Source organism: Paludibacterium yongneupense DSM 18731, from assembly GCF_000422925.1.
Lineage (GTDB): Bacteria > Pseudomonadota > Gammaproteobacteria > Burkholderiales > Chromobacteriaceae > Paludibacterium > Paludibacterium yongneupense.
This window is the reverse complement of record NZ_AUGZ01000013.1, coordinates 123672-142622: the sequence shown is the minus strand read 5'-3', so window position 1 is coordinate 142622 and position 18951 is coordinate 123672. Positions and strand designations below refer to the sequence as shown.

Sequence of the window (18951 nt, the reverse complement as noted above, 5' to 3'; positions counted from 1 at the left end):
GCGAGAGCTTGGGCTTCTTTGCTGAGCTTTGCGACAGTCGGTCCCGCTTCTGGCACTACGGATGCGATAGCGAGTAGCGCATCCCCTAGCGTCTTCACCTCATAGGCCTGCTTGAGTGTTCCGATGAGCGGGATGAAATCGAGGATCTGCGAAGCTATTTGTAGTGCCGCTTGTTTGCCTCTTTCGTTACGTCCGGATGCTATGTCGATGACATCGTTGATGCTTTTCAACTCAGCCATCAATTTCTTGTTGTCCATGCCGCTTGCGGAGCCATTGCCTAAATAGACGTCGCTTGCGGGGTAGCTGTCGGCGGCGGCTCGGGCTTTAGACAGTTCTGCTGTGCACAGGCTTGCGTTCTTGCCAGAGCAAGCAGTAAGCAGCTGGAGATTTCGGGACAAATCCTTCAACCGGAGTTGCTTGGCGGAATCACAGGCCGCTGCGTCATGCGCTTTACATTGTTTATCAAGTGAGTTGAGTCGAAGTTGCTCGGAATGCATCAGCCAGTTATTGTCTGCCGCGGCCGTCGCCGCGTTGGTTGCCGTCACAAGCCCTTCTTGTGTGGTGGCGCTGGCGACACCGGCGACTAGCGAAACCAGCAGGTTTTTGCGGGCTTCCTTGTCAGCAGCAGTCAATGCCTTGTCGTCGCTGAAAAGATTGGTCAACAGGCTTGATGATGCAGCCCCCATTGCGCCAGCCGAGCACGATTGGCTGGCCGCTGCGGACCCTGCGCAGGCAACAATAGCGTGCAGGGCGGCATGCGCAGGACTGCCTTCGCTCACGATGCCTTGGGTGACCAGGTTGCCGATGTAACTAGCACCTTGTTGCTGGAAGTAGTTGACAACTCCCTTGCTGATCGCGTCATCAATGCCACCAGCCACGTTTCCGCTGATGCCTGCGCTGATTGCATTTAATATTTGGCGGTACCTTCCTCCGGGGGCCCATTTTGCGGCCTCATCGCTCGCTGTCTGTGCCGCGGCAATCTCATCGGCGGTGCCGCTTAACTTGGCGTTATCCAGTTTTTTCTTGGCCGCTTCTGCGTCCGCCGCCTTGGTGGCGGCGAAGGTGCCGATCTGGCCTTCGGCTGCCTGGGTGACGTCGAGCGCGTTTTGCAGCTTGGCCTGGTCGAAGTGGTTGCCGAGCGCGTGGGTGGTGTCGGTGGCGGTGGTCAGCGTGCGGTCGATCGCGGGCGTGGGCTGGCTGCCGGTGACGGTGAGGGCGCCCGCGCTGATGCCGGAGGTGGTGGTGGACGATTGGTTGTCGCTGGCGTAGGCGATGCCGGGCGCGTTGGCGCCGCCGCCGTTACTGAAGGACATTACATGGGAGTTGCCTCCCGAGCCGCCGCTCCCGCTCGCGCTGCCGCCGCCGCTCAGGCCCAGGCTCAGTGCGCTGTAGTTGGCATGGTTGTCTATGCTGGATGAGGTCAGGCTCGCGGTGCTCAGGCTGTTGCGGCCGGCGTCGATGGCGCCCTGGCTGCTGGCGATGACGGCACCGGTCAGATTGGTGTTGCCGCCGACCTGGACCTGGAAGCCGCCGTCGCCGGCCTTGAGGCCCGACTGCGTGAGCACGCTCGCGTAGTCGTTGTGCATCTGCTGCAGGTTGTAGCTGCCGCTGGCCGAGAAGCCGATGCCGGCGGTGACTTGGGCGGACAGGCTTTCGCTGTGGCTGCCGAACGTGCTCGTGTCTTGTCGGCTTTGAATGTCGAGGTTGCCGCCGACCTTGGCCTGTATGGTTTGCGCGCTGGCGCTCGCGCCTTTGAGCGTGGTGTCGCCGCCCGAGTTGAGCGTCAGCGTCTGGCCGGCGTTGAGGGTGGTGCCTACCTGGGTGACGTCGTCGCCGTCGCTGTGGCCCCGGCTCTGGCTGTAGTTGGCGGTGAAGCCGAAGGCAAAGCCCCCTTTCTCCGAGTAGGCGATGGCGACGCCGACGCCGCCGCTGCGACTGGTGTCGCGGCTGGTTTGGGTCGAGGTGTTTTGCCCGGATTGCAGGCGGATGGCGTTGTCGGCGCTGAGGCTGGCGTTCTGCCCTGCCAGCAGTTGCGCGGCGGTCGCGTCGATGTTGCTGTCCTGTCCGGCGCCGCTGGCGGCCAGGTTCAGGTTGCCGCCGGCCTTGAGCAGGCTGCCGGCGAGACCGGTGCTGGTATTCTCGTAACGGCTTTCGCTCTGGCTGCCGCCGATGGTGATGCTGAGTCTGATGCCATTGTCTTTGTTATCCCCCTGGCCGGCCAGCGCTTGCTGGAACGCGAGATAGCTGTTGTAGCCGGCCAGAGCGGCGGTGCCGGCCGCCAGTGCGACGGTACGGTCGTCGTGCGGTTTTTTTACGGCCTCGGCCATCTGGTAGACCGTCTGGACCGCGCTGATGACCGGGCTCGTGAGTTGCACGGTCAGCCCGCCCGATTTCGCGGTCTGGACTTGCACGCTGTGATAGGTGTCGCGGCCCGGGTCTATGGTCAGCGCCTGTGCCTTGACGTTGACGTCGCGGGCGGCGGTGACGTCGCTGCCCAGTATCGCGGCGTGGCCGCCGGCCTCGATGTCGAGTGTGCCGGCGGTGCTGCCGACCAGGCTGCGGCTCTGGCTCTGGGTGGTGCCGTCGGCGTGCAGCGTCGAGGTCTGTTCGCTGTGGCCGAAGGTCACGCCGATGCCGCCGCCGCTGAACATGCCGCTGGTGCTACTGTCGTGGTAGCTGTACTGCTGGCTGGCGTTGGTGGCGGCCTGGATGTCGATGTTGCGGCCCGCTTGCAGCTGGCCGTTGCCGGTGGCGGCCACGCTGCTGCCGGTGATGGCCAGATCGCGGCCGCTGTGCAGCGCGAAGCTGTCGCCGCTCAGTTCGCTGCCATTCGCGCTTTGGCTGTCGAACTGCTTGATGTCGATGATATGGGTGCTGTTGAAGAGTCCATCTTCGTCGCGCTCGGTTTTGTGGTATTCGCTGTGGGTCGAGTCGATCGCGCCGATCGCGATGTCGCGGCCAGCATTGAGCGCCAGCTGCCCTTGCGTGGTGGTCAGCAGGGCGTCCCGGGTCTGGATGTCCTGGCCGGCGCTCACGCTGAGTCCGTTGCCTGCGCTGATTGTGCTGCCGTTCTGGTTGACGTCGGTGACGTGGTTGATATTGCCGCCACGGCTATAGTCGCCATTGCTGCTGGTCGTGGCGACGGTGTCCAGTTTGACGTCGCGGCCGGCTTGCAGAGTGGCGCCGGTCCCCGCCTGCAGGGTCGAGCCGCTCACGGTCAGGTCCTGCCCGGCGCCGACGGCGAGTTGGCCCTGCGCTTTCAGCTGTGCGGCGTTCACGCTGTCGTTGCGATGGTCGAAGCCGCTGTCCAAACGCGAGTTCATCTGCTCCTGGCTGCTGTCGACCGTGGCGGCGAGGGTGACGGCATTGCCGGCGGTGGCGCTCAGGTCGGTGCCGGCCTGGGCGCTGGAGGCGGCTACGTTCAAGTCGTGGCCGGCGGCCAGCGTCAGCGTGCCGCCGCTGCTGACCGTGCTGCCCTGGGTGTGGGTCGACGATTGCGACCAGGTCCCGTCGGCGACGGTATTCTGCTGCCGGGCCTGGGTGTAGCCCAGAGTCAGATCGTTGCCGGCCAGCAGGCGGGCGTCGCCGCTGGCGGTGACACTGGCGGCGCTCAGCCTCAGATCGTGACCGGCCTGCACGTCGACGCTCGCGCCGCTCACACTCGTGCTGCGGGCCTGCTGATCGGCGGCCGAATTCAGTTGCACGTCGTGGCTGGCCAGCAAGGTGACCGCGCCATCGGAGCTGACCTGGCCGCCCTGCATCGCGATGTCCTGCGCCTGCACCTGCAGACTGCCGCCCTGAGTGCTGAGCTGGCCGCTATTGCTGAGCGTGCCGTCGGCGTGCAAATTCATCGTGGTGGCGGCCAGCACCGCCCCCTTGCCGGTGACGCTGCTCTGTCCGGCGAGGTAGACCACCGGCACCAGCACATCCTGGCCGCCGATATGCTGGGTCACCAGCCATACCATGTCTTGTGTGAGTTTGGACATCTGCTCGGCCGACAGCGCGATGCCGGGGGTCAGCTGCAGCTGCTGTGCCGCACGTACCCCGTTGTCCATCAAGCCCTGGTATTGCTCGCTGGCGGACTGGTAGCCGGCGAGAAAGCGCTGCCCGGTCAGGCTGCTTACGCTCTGGCTGATCAGGTGCTGTTCGTAGTAGCCGTCGCCCAGTCGCTTCTCGGTCGTGTTCGGGTCGTAGCCGATGCGCGAGAGCAGGTAATCGGAGGAGATGAACGGCTGGTACTGGGTGAAACGCGGGTCGGTTTCGACCAGGTAGTGCAGGCCGGGGGTGGCTGGGGTGGTGAACAGGCCGCCGCTGGGCAGACTGTAATTGCTCGCGACCGGGTTGGCGGCCCGCGCGCTGCCCGCTTGCAGTACGATGCCGGCCTGCGCGGCGCTTGTGCCGCTGCCGGCCGCAGCGGATGCGCCGACCGTCGGCACCGCGTAGCCGCTGCGGACGGCCTGTGGCGCGCTGCCGTCGGCGCTGGCCTGGGTGGTGGCGACGGTGGTGGCGACGGTGGCGGCGGTGGCCGGGTTTATCGTGGTGTTGGCGAGGGTCGGCGCACTCAGGGTCAAGGCTTTGCCGGCCGAGACGGTCGCGTCCAGGCTGCCGATCTGCACGGTGCTGCTTTGGGTGTGGCTCTCGGAATGGTCCCAATAGTTGTTGCCTATCGTGCTGACCGTCGTCTGGTTCAGGCTTTGGCCGATATTCTGAATCTGCTGCGTGCCGACGACCGTGATATTGCCTTGCGCCGCGATGGCGCTGTAGCGGTTGACCACGGTTTGGGCGTTGAAATTCAGATCGCCGCCGACCCACCATTTGGCGCCGTTGGCGGTGCCGCTGGCGTGATCCGTCGTGACCTGGGTGGTGGTGGTCCGGCTTTTTTCGCGGTCCTGGGCCAGCGTGTCGCGCCCGCTTACGAGGGCACCGTCGATAGAAACTGAAATGTGACTGCCGCCCGGAGAGAAGGTGGCACTTGGATCACTGGCAATTTGTGCGTTATAGGCAGCAATTTGCTGCGGGTTCCACACCGTTGCCGTGGTCGAGTTGAATGCAGACAGCATGGTCGTGTTCGGGTCGAAGCCTGGCAGGTAGAAATAACTGCTACCGGATCGGCTGAAGTAGTAGTACTGCTGAGTTTGCGAGGTCGGCGCCCCTTCGGTCTGGACGCGAACGGTGATGGCTTTGTTGGCGGTGTCGTCATTGAGTAGTGTGTACGTGACGTTGCCGTAGGTCTGGCTGCTGCCGTTGGCAAAGTCGAGATTGCCCACAAAATTGAAAGAACTACTACAGGTCCAGCGTCCGCCGCCACCACTATTGTGTCCGGTTCCCGGTGCTTCGCCATAACTACACGCACTAGGCAGAGACATCGTCGTCAACGTCTTGCTGCTCGACGTTGTCGTCTGCGTGACCGTGACCGGGTTCGATTCATTGCTCACCGTTCCGGCGTAGACGGTGGCGTTGCCGCCGGCTTCTATCGTGGCGACGGTGTTGCGCACCTCTTGCGTCGGTCGATCGGCCCGACCGATCAGCAGGTTGCCGTCGGCGTTGATCCAGGCGCCATTGCTGTTGACGAGGCGGGTTCCCAGCTGCAGCGACATGTCGGCGCTTGCGACCAGATTCGCTTGCGCGCCATCGTTGAGCAGAGTGTCGCCCTGCAGCGTGACGGTCAGCCCGGCGATCAGGCCGCGATTGCCGATGGCCGGGGCGTTCAGGCTCAGCAGCCGACCGGAGAAGACGCCGCTGGCGCTGTTGTCCAGGCTTTGCGTCAGGGTGGCAGTCAACTGTTCGTCGCCCTGCAAGGTGCCGCTATTGCTCAGGCTTGCGCCCTCCAGCGTCAGTGTGTGGCCGGCCAGCATCTGGCCCGCGTTGACGATGGCTGCCGGGCTGCTTACGGTCAGATCGTGTCCGGCCGTCCACTGCGTGCCGCTGCCTGCGCTGATACCGGCGTCTGAGTGCAGGCTCAGATCGTGCCCGGCCTGCAGCGTGTCGATGTTCGTCACTTGCCGCGCGCTGAGGCTCAGATCGCCTTGCGCGACGATGCGTCCCTGTGTGCTGTCCAGCGTGCGCGCCGTCAGTGCCATGACGCCGGTCGGAACGGGCGCATTGGCATCGGCCGGAACGTTGTTGATCTGCTCGATATCGCCGGCCTGGTTGGCGAGGGTGTCCAGTTGCAGCGTCAGCGCGCGTGCGGCGACGGTGCCGTGGCGATTGTCCAGGTCGGCGGCCAGGGTGAGGTTCAGGCCCGCATCGCTGCTCAGCGTGCCGCCGGCGCTGTTGTCGAGACGCTTGGCGGCGAGGGTGAGGTCGGCGTTGCCGCCGATGCTGCCGCCGCGGTTGTCGATGGCTTGGCGGATGTCGAGGCGGCTGGCGTCGTGCTGCCCGAGTGCGGTGACATGACCCGCGCGGTTGTCTAGGCTGTCGGCGTTCAGCGTCAGCGCGCCGCCCGCCTGGATCCGCCCCTGCTGGTTGGCCAACGCGGCGCTGGCCAGCGTCAGGGCCTGCTGGCTGCCAAGCAGGCCCTGGCTGTTGTCGAGCGTGCCGCTGGTCGCGATAGTCAGCGCGCCGACGCTGGAAAAAACCCCGCCCTGGTTGCCGAGCGAGGCGAGGGTGGCCGTCAGGGTGCTCTGGCTGCCGACCTGGCCCTGGCTGCTGTTGTCGAACGCATTGGCGGTCACGGTCAGCGCCGTGTTGGAGGCGATCACGCCGTGCTGGTTGCCGATGTCGTGACGGCTGCTGACGGTGGTGCTGCCCTGGCTGCCCAGGTCGAGCAGCGAGCCCTGGGTGTTGTCGAGGCTGTCGACGTCGAGCGCGAGGCCGCTGGCCTGGATCAGCCCCTGGCGGTTGCTTAAGCCGCCGCCGGTCAGTGTCAGCGTCTGTTGGCTGCCAAGCAGGCCCTGGCTGTTGTCGAGTGCGCCGCTGGTCGCGATAGTCAGTGCGCCGACGCTGGAAAAAGCTCCGCCCTGGTTGCCGAGCGAGGCGAGGGTGGCCGTCAGGGTGCTTTGGCTGTCGACCTGGCCCTGGCTGCTGTTGTCGAGTGCATTGGCGGTCACGGTCAGCGCCGTGTTGGAGGCGATCACGCCGTGCTGGTTGCCGATGTCGTGACGGCTGCTGACGGTGGTGTTGCCCTGGTGGCTCAGGTCGAGCAACGAGCCCTGGGTGTTGTCGAGGCTGTCGACGTCGAGCGCGAGGCCGCTGGCCTGGATCAGCCCCTGACGGTTGCTCAGCGTGCCGGCGACCAGCGTTAGCGCCTGCTGGCTGCCAAGCAGGCCCTGGCTGTTGTCGAGCGCGCCGCTTGTCGCGAGCGTGAGCGTGCCGGCGCTGGAGAACGTTCCGCTCTGGTTGCCGAGCGAGGCGAGGGTGGCCGCCAGCTCGCCCAGACTGCTGACCTTGCCCTGGCTGCTGTTGTCGAATGCATTGGCAGTCACGGTCAGTGCCGTATTGGAGGCGATCACGCCGTGCTGGTTGCCGATGTCGTGGCGGCTGCTGACGGTGGTACGGCCCTGGCTGCCCAGGTCGAGCAGCGAGCCCTGGGTGTTGTCGAGGCTGTCGACGTCGAGCGCGAGGCCGCTGGCCTGGATCAGTCCCTGCCGATTGCTCACGGTGCCGGCGCTCAGGTTCACGGTCTGGCGGCTGGCCAGCGTGCCCTGGCCGTTGTCCAGGCTGTCGGCGGCCCGGACGTTCAGCGTGTCGAGACTGGTCAGGCTGCCGCTGCGATTGTCGAGCCGGTTCAGTTGCAGCGTGAGCGCGCCATTGCTGTTCAGTCGACCTTGCTGGCTGTTGTCTAGCGTGGCGGCGAGCACGCTGGCCTCGCCGGCGGCGGTCAGGCTGATCGTGCCGCCGCTGTTGTCCAGGGTCGCTGCGCCGAGCCGTACGCTGCGGCCTTGCGTGCTCAGGGTGCCCAGATGGTTGCTGAAGCCGGATTGGGCGCTGATGGTGGTCTGCCCGGCGCCGCTCTGGTTCAGCGTGCCATTGCTGTTGTCGATGTCGCCGGCATTCAGCGTCAACTGGTCGGCGTTCATCGTGCCGTGCGCCGTGCTCAGGCGGCCGCCCGCGTTAGCGTTCAATGCGCCCGCCGCATTCAGCGTTGCCCGGTCGGCAAGGAGGTCGCCCGCGCTGTTCAGCGTCATGCCGCCGCTGCCGCTGACGATATGGCTGTCGGCGGCATCGATGCGGGCGCCGCTGAGGGTGATATCGCCTGCGGCCAGCAGCTGGCCGTGGTGCGCGAGTTCCTGCCTGGCGTCGATCTGCAGCGTTCCGGTCGCGCCAAGCGTGCCGTCGGTCTGTCCGCCCGCAACGAGGGTGCCCGCGCCGGCGATGCTGTCGGCACTCAGGGCGAGCCGTCCTTGCGCGGCGAGGGTTCCATCCATCTGCGCCGTGTGCCCGCTTGTCACGTCGATCGAGCCGGTGGCGGCGGTGACGCCCTGGTGCTGGAGGTTTCCAGCCGCGTGCAGGCTCAGGTCGCCCTGCGCCGCGGTCTGCCCGCCCAGGGTGAGGTCACCCGCGCTGCTCAGTTGCAGCGAGCCTTGCGTCGCCTGGATCTGGCCGCGACTATTGACGCCGACGCCGGCTTCGGTGCCGATCAGCTTGATTGCGCCGGCGTACATGCCGCCCAGTTGCGAGACGTCGAGCGCGAGTGTCGGCGCGGGCGACGTGGCGCCCGCGCCGGCGAGCGGGGTCGCGGCCAGCGTGGCGGCGTCGACCTGGTTGCGGCCGAGCACGGCGGTCAGAGTCGTGGCGTAGAGCCCGGCATTGAGTTGCAAGGCGCGGGCAATGATGCTGAAGCTGTCGGCGCCGCGCGCGTCCAGGCCGGCGCCGCTTACGGAGACGGTGCCGTCGTTGACCTGGTAGCCGGTCAGGCTGCCGCCATCGACGACGGGGGTGCCGGTCGTGAGGGTGGCTTGGCGGGTGTTGATAAAGCCGCAGCCGCTGCAACTGATGCCCCAGGGGTTGGCGATGATCACGTCCGCCTTCTGGCCGGCGACTTCGAGGTAGCCCTGCAATTGCGACGGGTTGCGTGCGACCACTTCATTCAGTATCACCCGGGCGCTGCCCTGGGCCAGATTGGCGTTGCCGTTGATATAGCCGCCGAGCCGGGTCTGGGTGATCTGCTGGCTGTTGTTCAGGATGGCGCCGCTCGCGCCGACATTGAACTGCTGGTATTGGTTGTGCGACACCCCGGCGGCCGAGGGGGCGGCGATCTGGACCACGGTCACGCCGTTGGGCGCGCTGTCGAGCGACGGTCGCTTGCCGGCATCGCCATTGGCCAGCGGGATGATGTCGGCGGCGAAGGCCGCCGCGCCGAGACTCAGCAATGTGTAAAAGCTCAGGCAGCGCAGCGCGCCGCGCCATCCGCGGCCGATCGCGGCCGTGCGTGTGGTGCGAGGGCCGCCGTCTTTGCCCTGTGCGGTCGCGTTTTCGGGCACCGCCATCCATTGCTCGCGGTGCCGATTGAAGAGAAGGCGATAGCGTGTCGTGTTCATTGGGGCTTACCGGTGGCGGGTCAGAACGTCATGGACGCGCGAAAGTGGGTGATCGAGGGGCGGGGCCAGGAGGCGGGCTGATGGATGCCCTGTTCATGCACGAGTTCCAGTTCGAGTCCGGAGGTCAGCGCGATGCGCACCCCGGCGGCCCAGCCGGACAGCGTGTGCGCGTCGTTGGCGGCGCTCTGATCCGAAACTTGACCGGCGTCGAGGCCGACGAAAGGTTGCAGGCTGTCGCCGCGCGCCGTCGGCGGCATTAGCCAGCTCGCTTCGTTGCGCAGGTAGTAGCCGCTCTGGCCGACCAGGCTCGCCCCGTCGAAACCGCGCACCGTGTAGCGGCTGCCGATGCTGAACTGTTCCGAACCGGGCAGCAGGTCGCGCGTGTATTGCCCGCGCAGCTCGCTGCTCCATTGCCCTTTGTGCGCGCCGAGCGCGAACGGCGTCGATAGCGTCAGTCGCGCGGTGTAGACCTTCTCGCGGGCGGTCGGTCCGCCCTGCGCCTCTTGCGAATTCGACATCGCTCCCCAGCCGCCGAGGCCGCGGATGTAGCCGATGGCGCCCTCCAGCGTCCAGCTCGCCACGTAACGACGCTGCGACAGTTCCATCCCCAGCAGGGTCAGGTCGCTGCGCTGCTGCACGATTTCGGTGTCTTCCAGATAGCTGCGCGACGATTTGCGCGTCAGTTGCACGGCCAGCTCGGTCTTGCTGCTCTGGTCGCGCTGCAACAGGCGCGACAGCGACAGCAGGATGTTGCTGCTATGGCCGGGGGCGGAATAGGTCTGGTTGGTGCCGGCCACCGCTTGAACGTAGGCCGATTCGCTATAGCTGAGCATGCCCGTCCAGTTGCCATAGGGCAGCAGCCACGACATGCTGTTGCTGCGCGAGCGCGGGGCGCTCGGTTGTGCGATGTCCTGGCTCCATGACAGCGACAGCACGTCGTTGACGCCGATGACATTGTCGCGATTGAGGGTGGCGCTGCCTTGTTGCTTGCCGGTCGAATTCTGCCCCGAGTCGTCCCAGCTCAGGCTTGCGTTCCACGGCTTGTCGCGGGTCAGGTCGACCACGATGTCCGACTCGCCGGCGTTCGCGCTCGGCACGATTTCCATCGTCGCGTGTTGCGAGCGTGCGCGGGCCAGTTGCTCCAGCCCCTGTTCCAGGTCGCGCACATTGAGGATGGCGTTGCTGTCCAGCGGAAAGGCGGCCGTCAGCGATGCGTCGCTGCCGCCGTTTTTAAGGTGCAGGCGTCCGACGCGTCCAGCCACGACGTCCAGTTGCAATACGCCCGACTTGAGGTTTTGCTCGGGCAGATAGACGCGACTGGTCACGAAGCCGCGGGCGATCAGATCGTCGGTCAGGCGGGCGACCAGCGCCTGAATGCGCGTGGTGCCCAGGCACTGGCCTTCTTCGCTGCGGACGAGTGCGTGCAGGCGCGACTGCCAGGCGGCGGGGGCATCCTGCAGTTCGATGTGGTGGATGGCGAAGCACAGCTCATTGGCCGGCGCAGCCGCGGTCGGCGCCTGCGACAGCGGGCGCGGCAGGGTGATGTCGGGACGCTTGAGCAGTTCCTGGCGTTGCCATTCGAGCTGCTGTTGCTGGTCGCGCAGGATCTGGTCCGCGGTCTGTGCCGCACTGGCAGGGCGGCTGCAGATCAGTCCGGCGCAGGCGGCGGCGAGCAGCAGTCGGGATGGGGCGGCGTCGTCATATATTAACGAATATTTCGAAAACGACAGAGTATATTAACAATTGTAAATTAGTTAAACGGTATATTTACTAACAAATCGTGTGATTTGGGCATTAAATATTTAAAATGAATTGCACCGGCGTAGTGCATGGGGCGCTGTGAGGCTTGCGGGGCTTGGTTCGGTGATGATGGCTTCGTAAACAGTAATGCAGAAAAATCCACGAACAAATGATGTTAAAATTTGATGCAGGTCAAATATAGTGCCGGTAAAAATATCGGATTTACCTTGAAATCCGGATTTGTCTGAATCGAATCGACGACGGAGCCGCGCGAAGCAGGCGGGCGGCCGGGCCGGGATGGCGGCCATTTGCGCCGCCGGGAGGGCGTCCCGGCGGCGGGAGGCTTACAGGCGGGCGAGCGGGTTGGGGGTGGGGTCGCCGATCTTGATCAGCGTGTTGCGGTCGGTGTGGTGAAAGGGTTCGTTCTGGCCGCGGATCATCAGCACGGTGTCTTCGTCATAGCTCCAGCCGCCGGCGGGGTCGATGCTGACGCGGATGCTGAATTCGACGGTCTGGAATGCGCTGTCGAGGAAGGGGTTCGCGCAGATGCCGCTGGTTTCGCTGCCGCGCGTGGCGCGCAGCTCGAAGGCGCGGGCGTCGGCGGCGGCCGTGCCGGTTGCCAGCACGGTCATGCCGCGCGGGATGGTCAGGGTGTGGATCACCGTGCCGGTGGCGGGTTCCCACAGCCAGTAGCCGACCTGTTCGTGGTAGGTCTTGACCTGCTCGGGTTTGACGATGTGGGTGTGGTAGCGCAGCCCGTACAGCAATTGCGGCCCGTTGGTCTGAGGGTCTATCGGTTGCAGCTCCATGCGTTCGACAAAGGCCTGTTTCTTGGGGCCTTCTTCCTTGGGTTTGACGTCGAGGCCGCGCGCGCCTTGCCAGATGCCGGCCATGCCGGTCAGCGGGCCGAGGTTTTCCAGGGTGCGCACGTCGAAGTCGCGGGGCTCTGCGTAGATGTTTTGGGTACTGTCGGTCATTGCGGGTTTCCGTCGAGGTCAGGCGCTTGTTCAGTGCGGCGCGGCATTGCTGTCGGCCGCGACGGACGGGTAGGGCGCCGTCAGGTAGGTAAAGAAATCATGGTCGTCGTTCAGCACATGCTTGGCGACGAGGTCGTGCGCGAAAAACCGGGACAGGATGTGACTGCCCAGGGTTCCGCCGCGAAATCGTTGCAACTGCTCGGTCGCGCCGTGAGCGAGCGCCTTGTGCAAGGCGACGTAGGTCTCGATCAGCGGGTGCTTGACCGCGAGCAGCAGGGATTCTTCTTCCTGGAAATGGCGCAGGACATGGTGCAGCAGGTGTTCGGCGCGCTCGGCGATATCGTGGGCGCTGTCCCCGTTGCGGATCGCGTCGAGCAGGATGTTGCTGTCGTCGAAGAGTGCGCGGTGCTGGGCGTCCAGCGACGGGTTCCCGGTCGCGAAGTGCTCGCTCCACAGCAGTTGGCCGACATCGGCGCGGCGCGGGGCGGTCAGTACCGGGACGCCGCCCGGCACGTGGTCGATTTCGATGCGATTGCGGCCCGCGCGTTTGGCCCGGTACATGGCGGCATCGGCGCGGGCGACCCACTGGTCCCGCGTCTCGGGCGGAGCGAATTCGGCGACGCCGATGCTGGCGGTGACGGGGTCCTGCTCCATGATGCGATGCGAGGCGATGCTCGCGCGCACGCGTTCGGCCAGGACCACCGCTTGCGATAGCGAGGTCTGCGGCATCAGTACGATGAATTCCTCGCCGCCCCAGCGGGTGAGCGAGTCCGACTTGCGCAAGGTCCAGCGGATACAGTCGGCGACCTGCTGCAGTACGCGATCGCCTTCGCCGTGGCCATAGTCGTCGTTGATTTTCTTGAACAGGTCGAGATCGAGCAGCAGGATGGAAATCGGCTGTCCGTAGCGTTGCGACCGCGACAACTCGCTTTCGGCCAGTTCGTCGAACTGGCGGCGGTTCCAGGCGCCGGTCAGTGCATCGGTGCTGGCTTGCTGGTCCAGCGACTCCAGCGTGCGATTGAGCGCCTGTTCTTTTTCCTGCAGGCGGGCGACCAGGTGGTTGAAGCCGCGCAAGAGCTCGCTGACTTCGTCATGCCCCCGCACGGGGATCGCTTCCAGCTCGCGCTTGCCACAGGCCATGTCGCTGATCGCGCGCGAAGCGGCGCTCAGCGGCGACAGCAGGCGCGACATGAAAATGGCGAAGCTGATGACGATGACGATCAGAATGAACAAGCCGCCTTTCAGCGAAAAAAGCTTGAATGCGGCGACCGGGCGCAGGGCTTCGGCTCTCGGCATGTGCGCCGCCACGAACCAGTCGCTGCCGGGGACCGTCGCCAGCGACACGATCTCTTCGACGCCTTCCGGGTTGACCGTGCTGCCTGAACCGCGAAAGCCGTTCATCGCGCGGTCGTAGAAGGGGTTGACGCCGGGTTTGGGGGTTGGCGCCAGGTTCAGCGTGCTGTCGCCGGCAGCGACAAACCGCCGCTCGCGCGGGGAAATCAGCAGCAGCCCGCCGCTGGCGCCGAGGCGGGTGTGCTGCAAGGTGTCGACAAAGCCGGGGGTGTCGAGGCGGATGAGGCCGCTGAGCAGGGCGACGGGTGTGCCCATCCTGTCGCGCAGCGCGAGAGTCAGCGGCACGACACCGACCCCGTCGCTGCCGCGAGTGGCCGGGCCGAGTACGGCGTCGCGGTCGGATGCGGCCAGCCGTAGATCGGTGCCCGCGCCCAGGCGAAGGGGGTGGGTGAGCGCAGGCCAGGCCGCTAGCACCCGATGATTGAGCGGCGAGATCAGGCGAAGCTGGGCAAAGGCGGCGCTCGATTGTTGCCGTTCGCGCAGCCACGCGTTCAGGACGGTCGGGTCGGTTTCGCCGGCCGGCCAGTCGCGCGCCCACAGGGCGAGCAGGTTTCGGCGTTCATTGATGCCGGAAGCGATGCCCTGGGCGACGTAGTTGGCGATGGTCGTTTCTTGCGATGTGACGAGGTCGACGACCTGGTCGCGAAAAAAGGGAATGCCGATGAACAGCCGCCCGGCCAGGGCGGCTAGCAGCAGCCCGGCGCCGAGCGTCATGAATTTGAATTTGATGCTGTGAAAATTCGGCATGACCCATTATTCACGATTCGGGTGAGCTAGGGCAAATGCGGTTCGGTTTATGCCGCAGGCCGGGTTCGGACTGCCGCATCCCTGCGACGACAGGCTGCGTGCACCGGCTCAGGGTTTCAATGCGACGACTTGCAGCACGGCCGCCGTGCCGGTGTGCAGGCTGCCTTCGATCACAGGACGGGTGACTTCGGCGAAGTGCAACAGATCCAGTCCGTCCAGTTCGGCGCGTATCGTCGCCGGCTCCAGCAGCAGCGCGCCGTCTTTCGGGCCGCCGGTGCCGTGCGCGAGTTGGCGCGGCGTATACCCTTCCATGATGAATACGCCGCCGCACTCCAGCCCGGCGACCACCTGGCCGAGCACCTCGCGCCGCAACGCGGGGGGCAGGTGGCAGAAGATGCTTACGATGCCTTGCCACTGCCCGGCGGCGATGCGGTAGTCGGCCAGGTCGGTCTGCAGGGTGGCGACGGTCACGCCGCGGCGCGCGGCCAGTGCGTGTATCTTGCGGATGCCGGCCTGCGCCGCTTCCAGCGCCGTCACGCGATGGCCAAGCCGGGCGAGGAAGACCGCGTTGCGTCCTTCTCCTTCGCCCAGGCTGAGGACGGTAGCCGCAGAGCCGAGGTGGGGCGCCTGCTCGCGCAGAAAATCGTTGGCCTCGGTGCCGTAGACATAGTCTTCGCGATCGAAGCGGGCGTGCCAGAACGGTGCGGCGCCGCTCGACTCCGGGCTGTCTTTTTCCATGAGCTCTCCTGCTTTGCCGGCGTGTATCCGCCTCACGCCGATCATGCCTGTGCGCCTGCCATTTGCCAATGCCGCGCTTTGCCGACGACACGGTGTCAATGGGGCGGACGGGCTTGCGGTTTGGCCCGCGTTCTGACAATATATGAACATATATTATATTAATTGATTTATTAAAGGCGTAAACGCCGGCGAGGAGTTTTGCATGGCCGAGGTCAACAAACTGATTATCGTGGGCGGGGTCGCCGGCGGCGCGTCGGCCGCGGCTCGCGCGCGCCGTCTGAACGACAGCGCCGAAATCATCGTTTTCGAGAGGGGAGCGTACGTTTCGTTCGCCAATTGCGGTTTGCCCTATCATCTCGGCGGCGAGATCGAACAGCGCGCATCCCTGTTATTGCATACGCCTGAGTCCTTGAGCGCGCGCTTCGGCCTGGATGTGAGAGTCGACTGCGAGGTGCTGTCCATCGACCGCGCCGCCAGGACCGTGCGCGTACTGGACCGCCGCCGCGGCTTGCGCTACGACGAGAGTTACGATGCCCTGATCCTGTCGCCGGGCGCCGAGCCCTTGCGTCCCCCCCTGCCGGGCCTGGATCTGGAGCGGGTGATGACCTTGCGCTCGCTGCAGGATCTCGATCGTCTGCTGATGGCACTGACGCCTGACGTTCGGCATGTGACGGTGGTGGGGGGCGGTTTCATCGGTCTGGAAACGGTCGAGGCGCTGCGCCGTCGCGGTCTCGCGGCCTGCCTGGTGGAGCGCAACGACCAGGTGCTGATGCCGCTGGATGCCGAGATGGCGGTGCCGCTGGCCTTGCAATTGCGGCAGAACGGGGTCGAGCTCGTGCTCGGCGACAGCGTGAGCCGTGTCGAGGAGGGTCCGCGCCTGGGCGTACGACTCGAGTCGGGGCGCTGCGTCGAGACCGACCTGGTGATTCTCGCCATCGGCGTGAAGCCGGAAAGCCGGCTTGCACAAGCGGCCGGCCTCGAAACCGGAATCGGCGGCGGTATCCGGGTAGACGAGCAGCAACGTACGTCGGACCCGGCGATTTTCGCGGTCGGGGATGCGGTGGAAGTCCGGCATGCCGTCGATGGCCGGCCGGTGCTGCTGCCGCTGGCGGGGCCGGCCAACCGGCAGGGACGTCTCGCGGCCGATGCGGTCTTCGGCCGCTCGTCGCGCTATCGCGGCAGCCAGGGCAGCGCGGTCTGCAGGGTGTTTGCCTTGACCGCGGCGAGCACCGGGCTCAACGAAAAGAACCTGCTTGCGGCTGGGGTGCCGTACCGCAAGCTGTATCTGCACGGCAACGATCATGCAGCTTACTTTCCCGGGGCGACGCCTGTCAGTCTCAAGCTGTTGTTCGAACCGGAGAGCGGGCGTGTGCTCGGAGCGCAGGCGGTCGGAGAGAAAGGCGTGGACAAGCGCATCGATGTCCTGGCCGTCGCCTTGCAGGCGGGAATGACGGTGGACGATCTGGCCGAGATGGAGCTGTGCTACGCTCCGCCGTTCGGTTCGGCCAAGGACCCGGTCAATCTGCTGGGCATGGCCGGTCAGAATCTGCAACAGGGGCTGTTGCGTCTGGTGCAGCCGGAGCAGGTGGCGACGCTCGGCGATGTGCAGTTGATCGATGTGCGCGAGCCGGAAGAAGTGGCAGGCGGGATGATCCCCGGCGCGCGCAATCTGCCGCTGTCGAGCTTGCGTGACGGCGATGCGCTGCTCGATCGCGAGCGCCCGGTGGTGGTGTATTGCATGGTGGGGTTGCGCGGGTATATCGCGCAGCGGCAGTTGCAGCAGCGTGGCTTCGACGCGCGCAGTCTGAACGGCGGCTACAAGACCTGGCAGATGTGGATGCAGTCCCGCCACTGATGCCGCAGAAAATCGCCGCCCGGCAGCGGGCGGCGGTCGGGTTATTTGCGCGGACAGCTGCTGATTTTGAAAAGACGGTAAGCCGGGCAGACCCGGAACAAGGCCGTGGCGAGCGGGATGACGCCTATCCAGCCCCAGGGGCCGATCAGGCCGCCGAGGGTGGCGGCGATCAGGGCCGCGCCGACGACGAAACGGAGGATTCGGTCGATACCACCGACATTTGCTTGCATTTTGCTCTCCTGTTGCGGGTTCAGGGTTATGGGTGAGGCGTGAAATAGTCGACCGGAATCCTGAGGTAGGCGATCCCGTTGCCGGCCGCGGGCGGCATGGCGCCCGCCCGGATATTGATCTGTATCGCCGCCAGCATCAGTGCCGGGAGCGCGAGCGTCGCATCGCGCCGATGGCGTTCGGCGATGAAGGCCTGCTCGTCGATGCCGTCATGGACGTGGACATTGTCGCGCCGCTGTGCGGCGACGGTGCTGCGCCAGGCCGGCGGGCGTCCTGCGGGCGGGTAGTCGTGGCAGTGGTAAAGCCCGGTCGTGTCCGGCAGCGACAGCAGGCGGCGGATCGAGCTGTATAGTTGCCCGGCGTCGCCACCGGGAAAGTCGCAGCGCGCGGTGCCGACGTCCGGCATGAACAGGGTGTCGCCGACGAAGACGGCGTCACCGATGCGGTAGGCGATGTCGGCCGGCGTATGGCCGGGCACGGCCAGTGCCGTGGCCTCCAGCGTGCCGATGCGGAAGGGTTCGTCGTCGGCGAACAGGCGGTCGAACTGGGATCCGTCGACCGCGAAGTCGGCCTCGAGCTGGTAGATGTCCTTGAAGTGCCGCTGCACCTCGGCTATGCGTGCTCCGACCGCGATGCGGCCTCCGGTCTGCTGCTTGAGCCATTGCGCGTCCGACAGATGGTCGGCATGGGCATGCGTCTCCAGTATCCAGTCGACCTGCAGCTTCTCCGCGTGGACAAAGCGCAGCAGGCGGGTCGCCGAGTCGTGGCGGGTGGTGGCCGGCGCGGGGTCGAAGTCGAGCACCGGGTCGATGATGGCGGCGTGCCCACCCGGGCGGTCGTAGACGATATGGGTGATGGTCGCGGTGACCGGGTCGTAGAGGCTGTGGATGCGAGGGCTCATCGTGCTGTGCTCCGGCAGGGTATTTCATTCACTATATTGATATACATATTGTTTGTAAATATAATGTTTACACCGAAGCGTGCAAGGCAGCCGCCTCGAAGGTCGCGCGCATCCGGCGCCCGGCAAAATGGAGGCGAGGCATGTTGACTATCTTGATTCTGGGGTTCGCCGTCGGGGGCATTCTGGGGCTGACCGGCGCCGGCGGGGGCATCCTGGCGACCCCCGCGTTGATGGCCGGTCTCGGCTGGAGCGTGCAACATGCCGCGCCGGTCGCATTGCTCGCGGTCTGTGCGGGGGCGAGCGTCGGGGTGGCCGAGGGTTTTTACCGCCATCAGGTGCGTTATCGCGCCGCCACCCTGATGGCGCTGGCCGGGCTGCCATTCAGCGCGCTCGGCATCCGTCTCGCGCGGCATGTTCCGGTGCCGGCCCTGAGCGCGGTGTTCGCGCTGGTGATGCTGTGGGTCGCGTCCCGCGGCCTGGCCCGGAACGGGCGCGAGCAGGCTCCCCCCTGCCGGCACGATCCCGCGACGGGCCGTTTGCGCTGGAATGCGACCACGGCGCTTTCCATTGCGGCCATCGGGGCCGCTAGCGGCATTCTGACCGGCCTGCTTGGCGTGGGTGGCGGTTTCGTCATTGTTCCTGCCTTGCGCCGGCTGACCGATCTGGGCATGCACGCGATCGTCGCCACCTCCTTGCTGGTGATCACTCTGGTCGGCGGCGGCAGTGTCGTGGTCGCCGTTCTCGGCGGCGCGCATTTCCCTGTGCGCGAAGCCACGGGCTTTGTTGCGGCGGCGGTCGCCGGCATGGCCGGCGGGCGCGTGCTGATCCATCGTCTGGATGCGCGCCAGATCCAGACCGGCTTTGCCTGCGTCGTGGCCGCGGTCGCCGTCGGCATGCTGCTCAAACTTGCCCTGTCCTGATTCCTGTCGTTCC

Annotated in this window: 9 protein-coding genes; 2 read left to right on the top strand and 7 right to left on the bottom strand. The window is 65.8% G+C overall.

Annotated features, from left to right (window positions below; translation table 11 throughout):
• The 5 genes from G520_RS0107930 to G520_RS0107905 form a co-directional block, all read right to left on the bottom strand.
• On the bottom strand, positions 1-9479 hold a 9479-nt coding region (locus G520_RS0107930; RefSeq protein WP_028535175.1), incomplete at its 3' end, for a two-partner secretion domain-containing protein.
• A gap of 20 nt (positions 9480-9499) precedes the next feature.
• Complete coding sequence (locus G520_RS22105; protein WP_246542781.1) at positions 9500-10906, bottom strand: ShlB/FhaC/HecB family hemolysin secretion/activation protein; 1407 nt, start codon at positions 10904-10906, stop codon at positions 9500-9502.
• A gap of 657 nt (positions 10907-11563) precedes the next feature.
• A complete protein-coding gene (locus G520_RS0107915; RefSeq protein WP_028535173.1) occupies positions 11564-12196 on the bottom strand; it encodes an FABP family protein in 633 nt (210 codons plus the stop codon).
• A gap of 30 nt (positions 12197-12226) precedes the next feature.
• Positions 12227-14296, bottom strand: a complete 2070-nt coding sequence (locus G520_RS0107910; protein ID WP_028535172.1) for a diguanylate cyclase — start codon at positions 14294-14296, stop codon at positions 12227-12229.
• A 108-nt stretch (positions 14297-14404) separates the two neighbouring features.
• Positions 14405-15034: an SAM-dependent methyltransferase gene (locus G520_RS0107905; RefSeq protein ID WP_028535171.1), complete on the bottom strand. Its 630-nt coding sequence runs from the start codon at positions 15032-15034 to the stop codon at positions 14405-14407.
• 202 nt (positions 15035-15236) lie between these two features.
• On the opposite strand from G520_RS0107905, the gene G520_RS0107900 reads away from it, so the two are divergent.
• Positions 15237-16889 carry an FAD-dependent oxidoreductase gene (locus G520_RS0107900; protein ID WP_028535170.1) on the top strand — a complete coding sequence of 551 codons (1653 nt, stop codon included), beginning with the start codon at positions 15237-15239 and terminating at the stop codon, positions 16887-16889.
• 41 nt (positions 16890-16930) lie between these two features.
• On the opposite strand, the gene G520_RS0107895 is transcribed toward G520_RS0107900, so the two are convergent.
• Complete coding sequence (locus G520_RS0107895) at positions 16931-17119, bottom strand: YgaP family membrane protein (protein WP_028535169.1); 189 nt, start codon at positions 17117-17119, stop codon at positions 16931-16933.
• A gap of 26 nt (positions 17120-17145) precedes the next feature.
• Positions 17146-18018 carry an MBL fold metallo-hydrolase gene (locus tag G520_RS0107890; protein WP_028535168.1) on the bottom strand — a complete coding sequence of 291 codons (873 nt, stop codon included), beginning with the start codon at positions 18016-18018 and terminating at the stop codon, positions 17146-17148.
• A gap of 140 nt (positions 18019-18158) precedes the next feature.
• Here G520_RS0107890 and G520_RS0107885 point away from each other — a divergent pair, with 140 nt between their 5' ends.
• Positions 18159-18938, top strand: coding sequence for a sulfite exporter TauE/SafE family protein (locus G520_RS0107885; RefSeq protein WP_028535167.1), 780 nt, complete (start codon positions 18159-18161; stop codon positions 18936-18938).
• Positions 18939-18951: the final 13 nt, after the last annotated feature.

Bases quoted from the DNA above. Each gene is read 5' to 3' on its own strand.
- G520_RS0107905 (WP_028535171.1), bottom strand. From the start codon at position 15,034: ATGGAAAAAGACAGCCCGGAGTCGAGCGGCGCCGCACCGTTCTGGCAC.
- G520_RS0107915 (WP_028535173.1), bottom strand. From the start codon at position 12,196: ATGACCGACAGTACCCAAAACATCTACGCAGAGCCCCGCGACTTCGAC.
- G520_RS0107890 (WP_028535168.1), bottom strand. From the start codon at position 18,018: ATGAGCCCTCGCATCCACAGCCTCTACGACCCGGTCACCGCGACCATC.
- G520_RS0107885 (WP_028535167.1), top strand. From the start codon at position 18,159: ATGTTGACTATCTTGATTCTGGGGTTCGCCGTCGGGGGCATTCTGGGG.
- G520_RS0107895 (WP_028535169.1), bottom strand. From the start codon at position 17,119: ATGCAAGCAAATGTCGGTGGTATCGACCGAATCCTCCGTTTCGTCGTC.
- G520_RS0107910 (WP_028535172.1), bottom strand. From the start codon at position 14,296: ATGCCGAATTTTCACAGCATCAAATTCAAATTCATGACGCTCGGCGCC.
- G520_RS0107900 (WP_028535170.1), top strand. From the start codon at position 15,237: ATGGCCGAGGTCAACAAACTGATTATCGTGGGCGGGGTCGCCGGCGGC.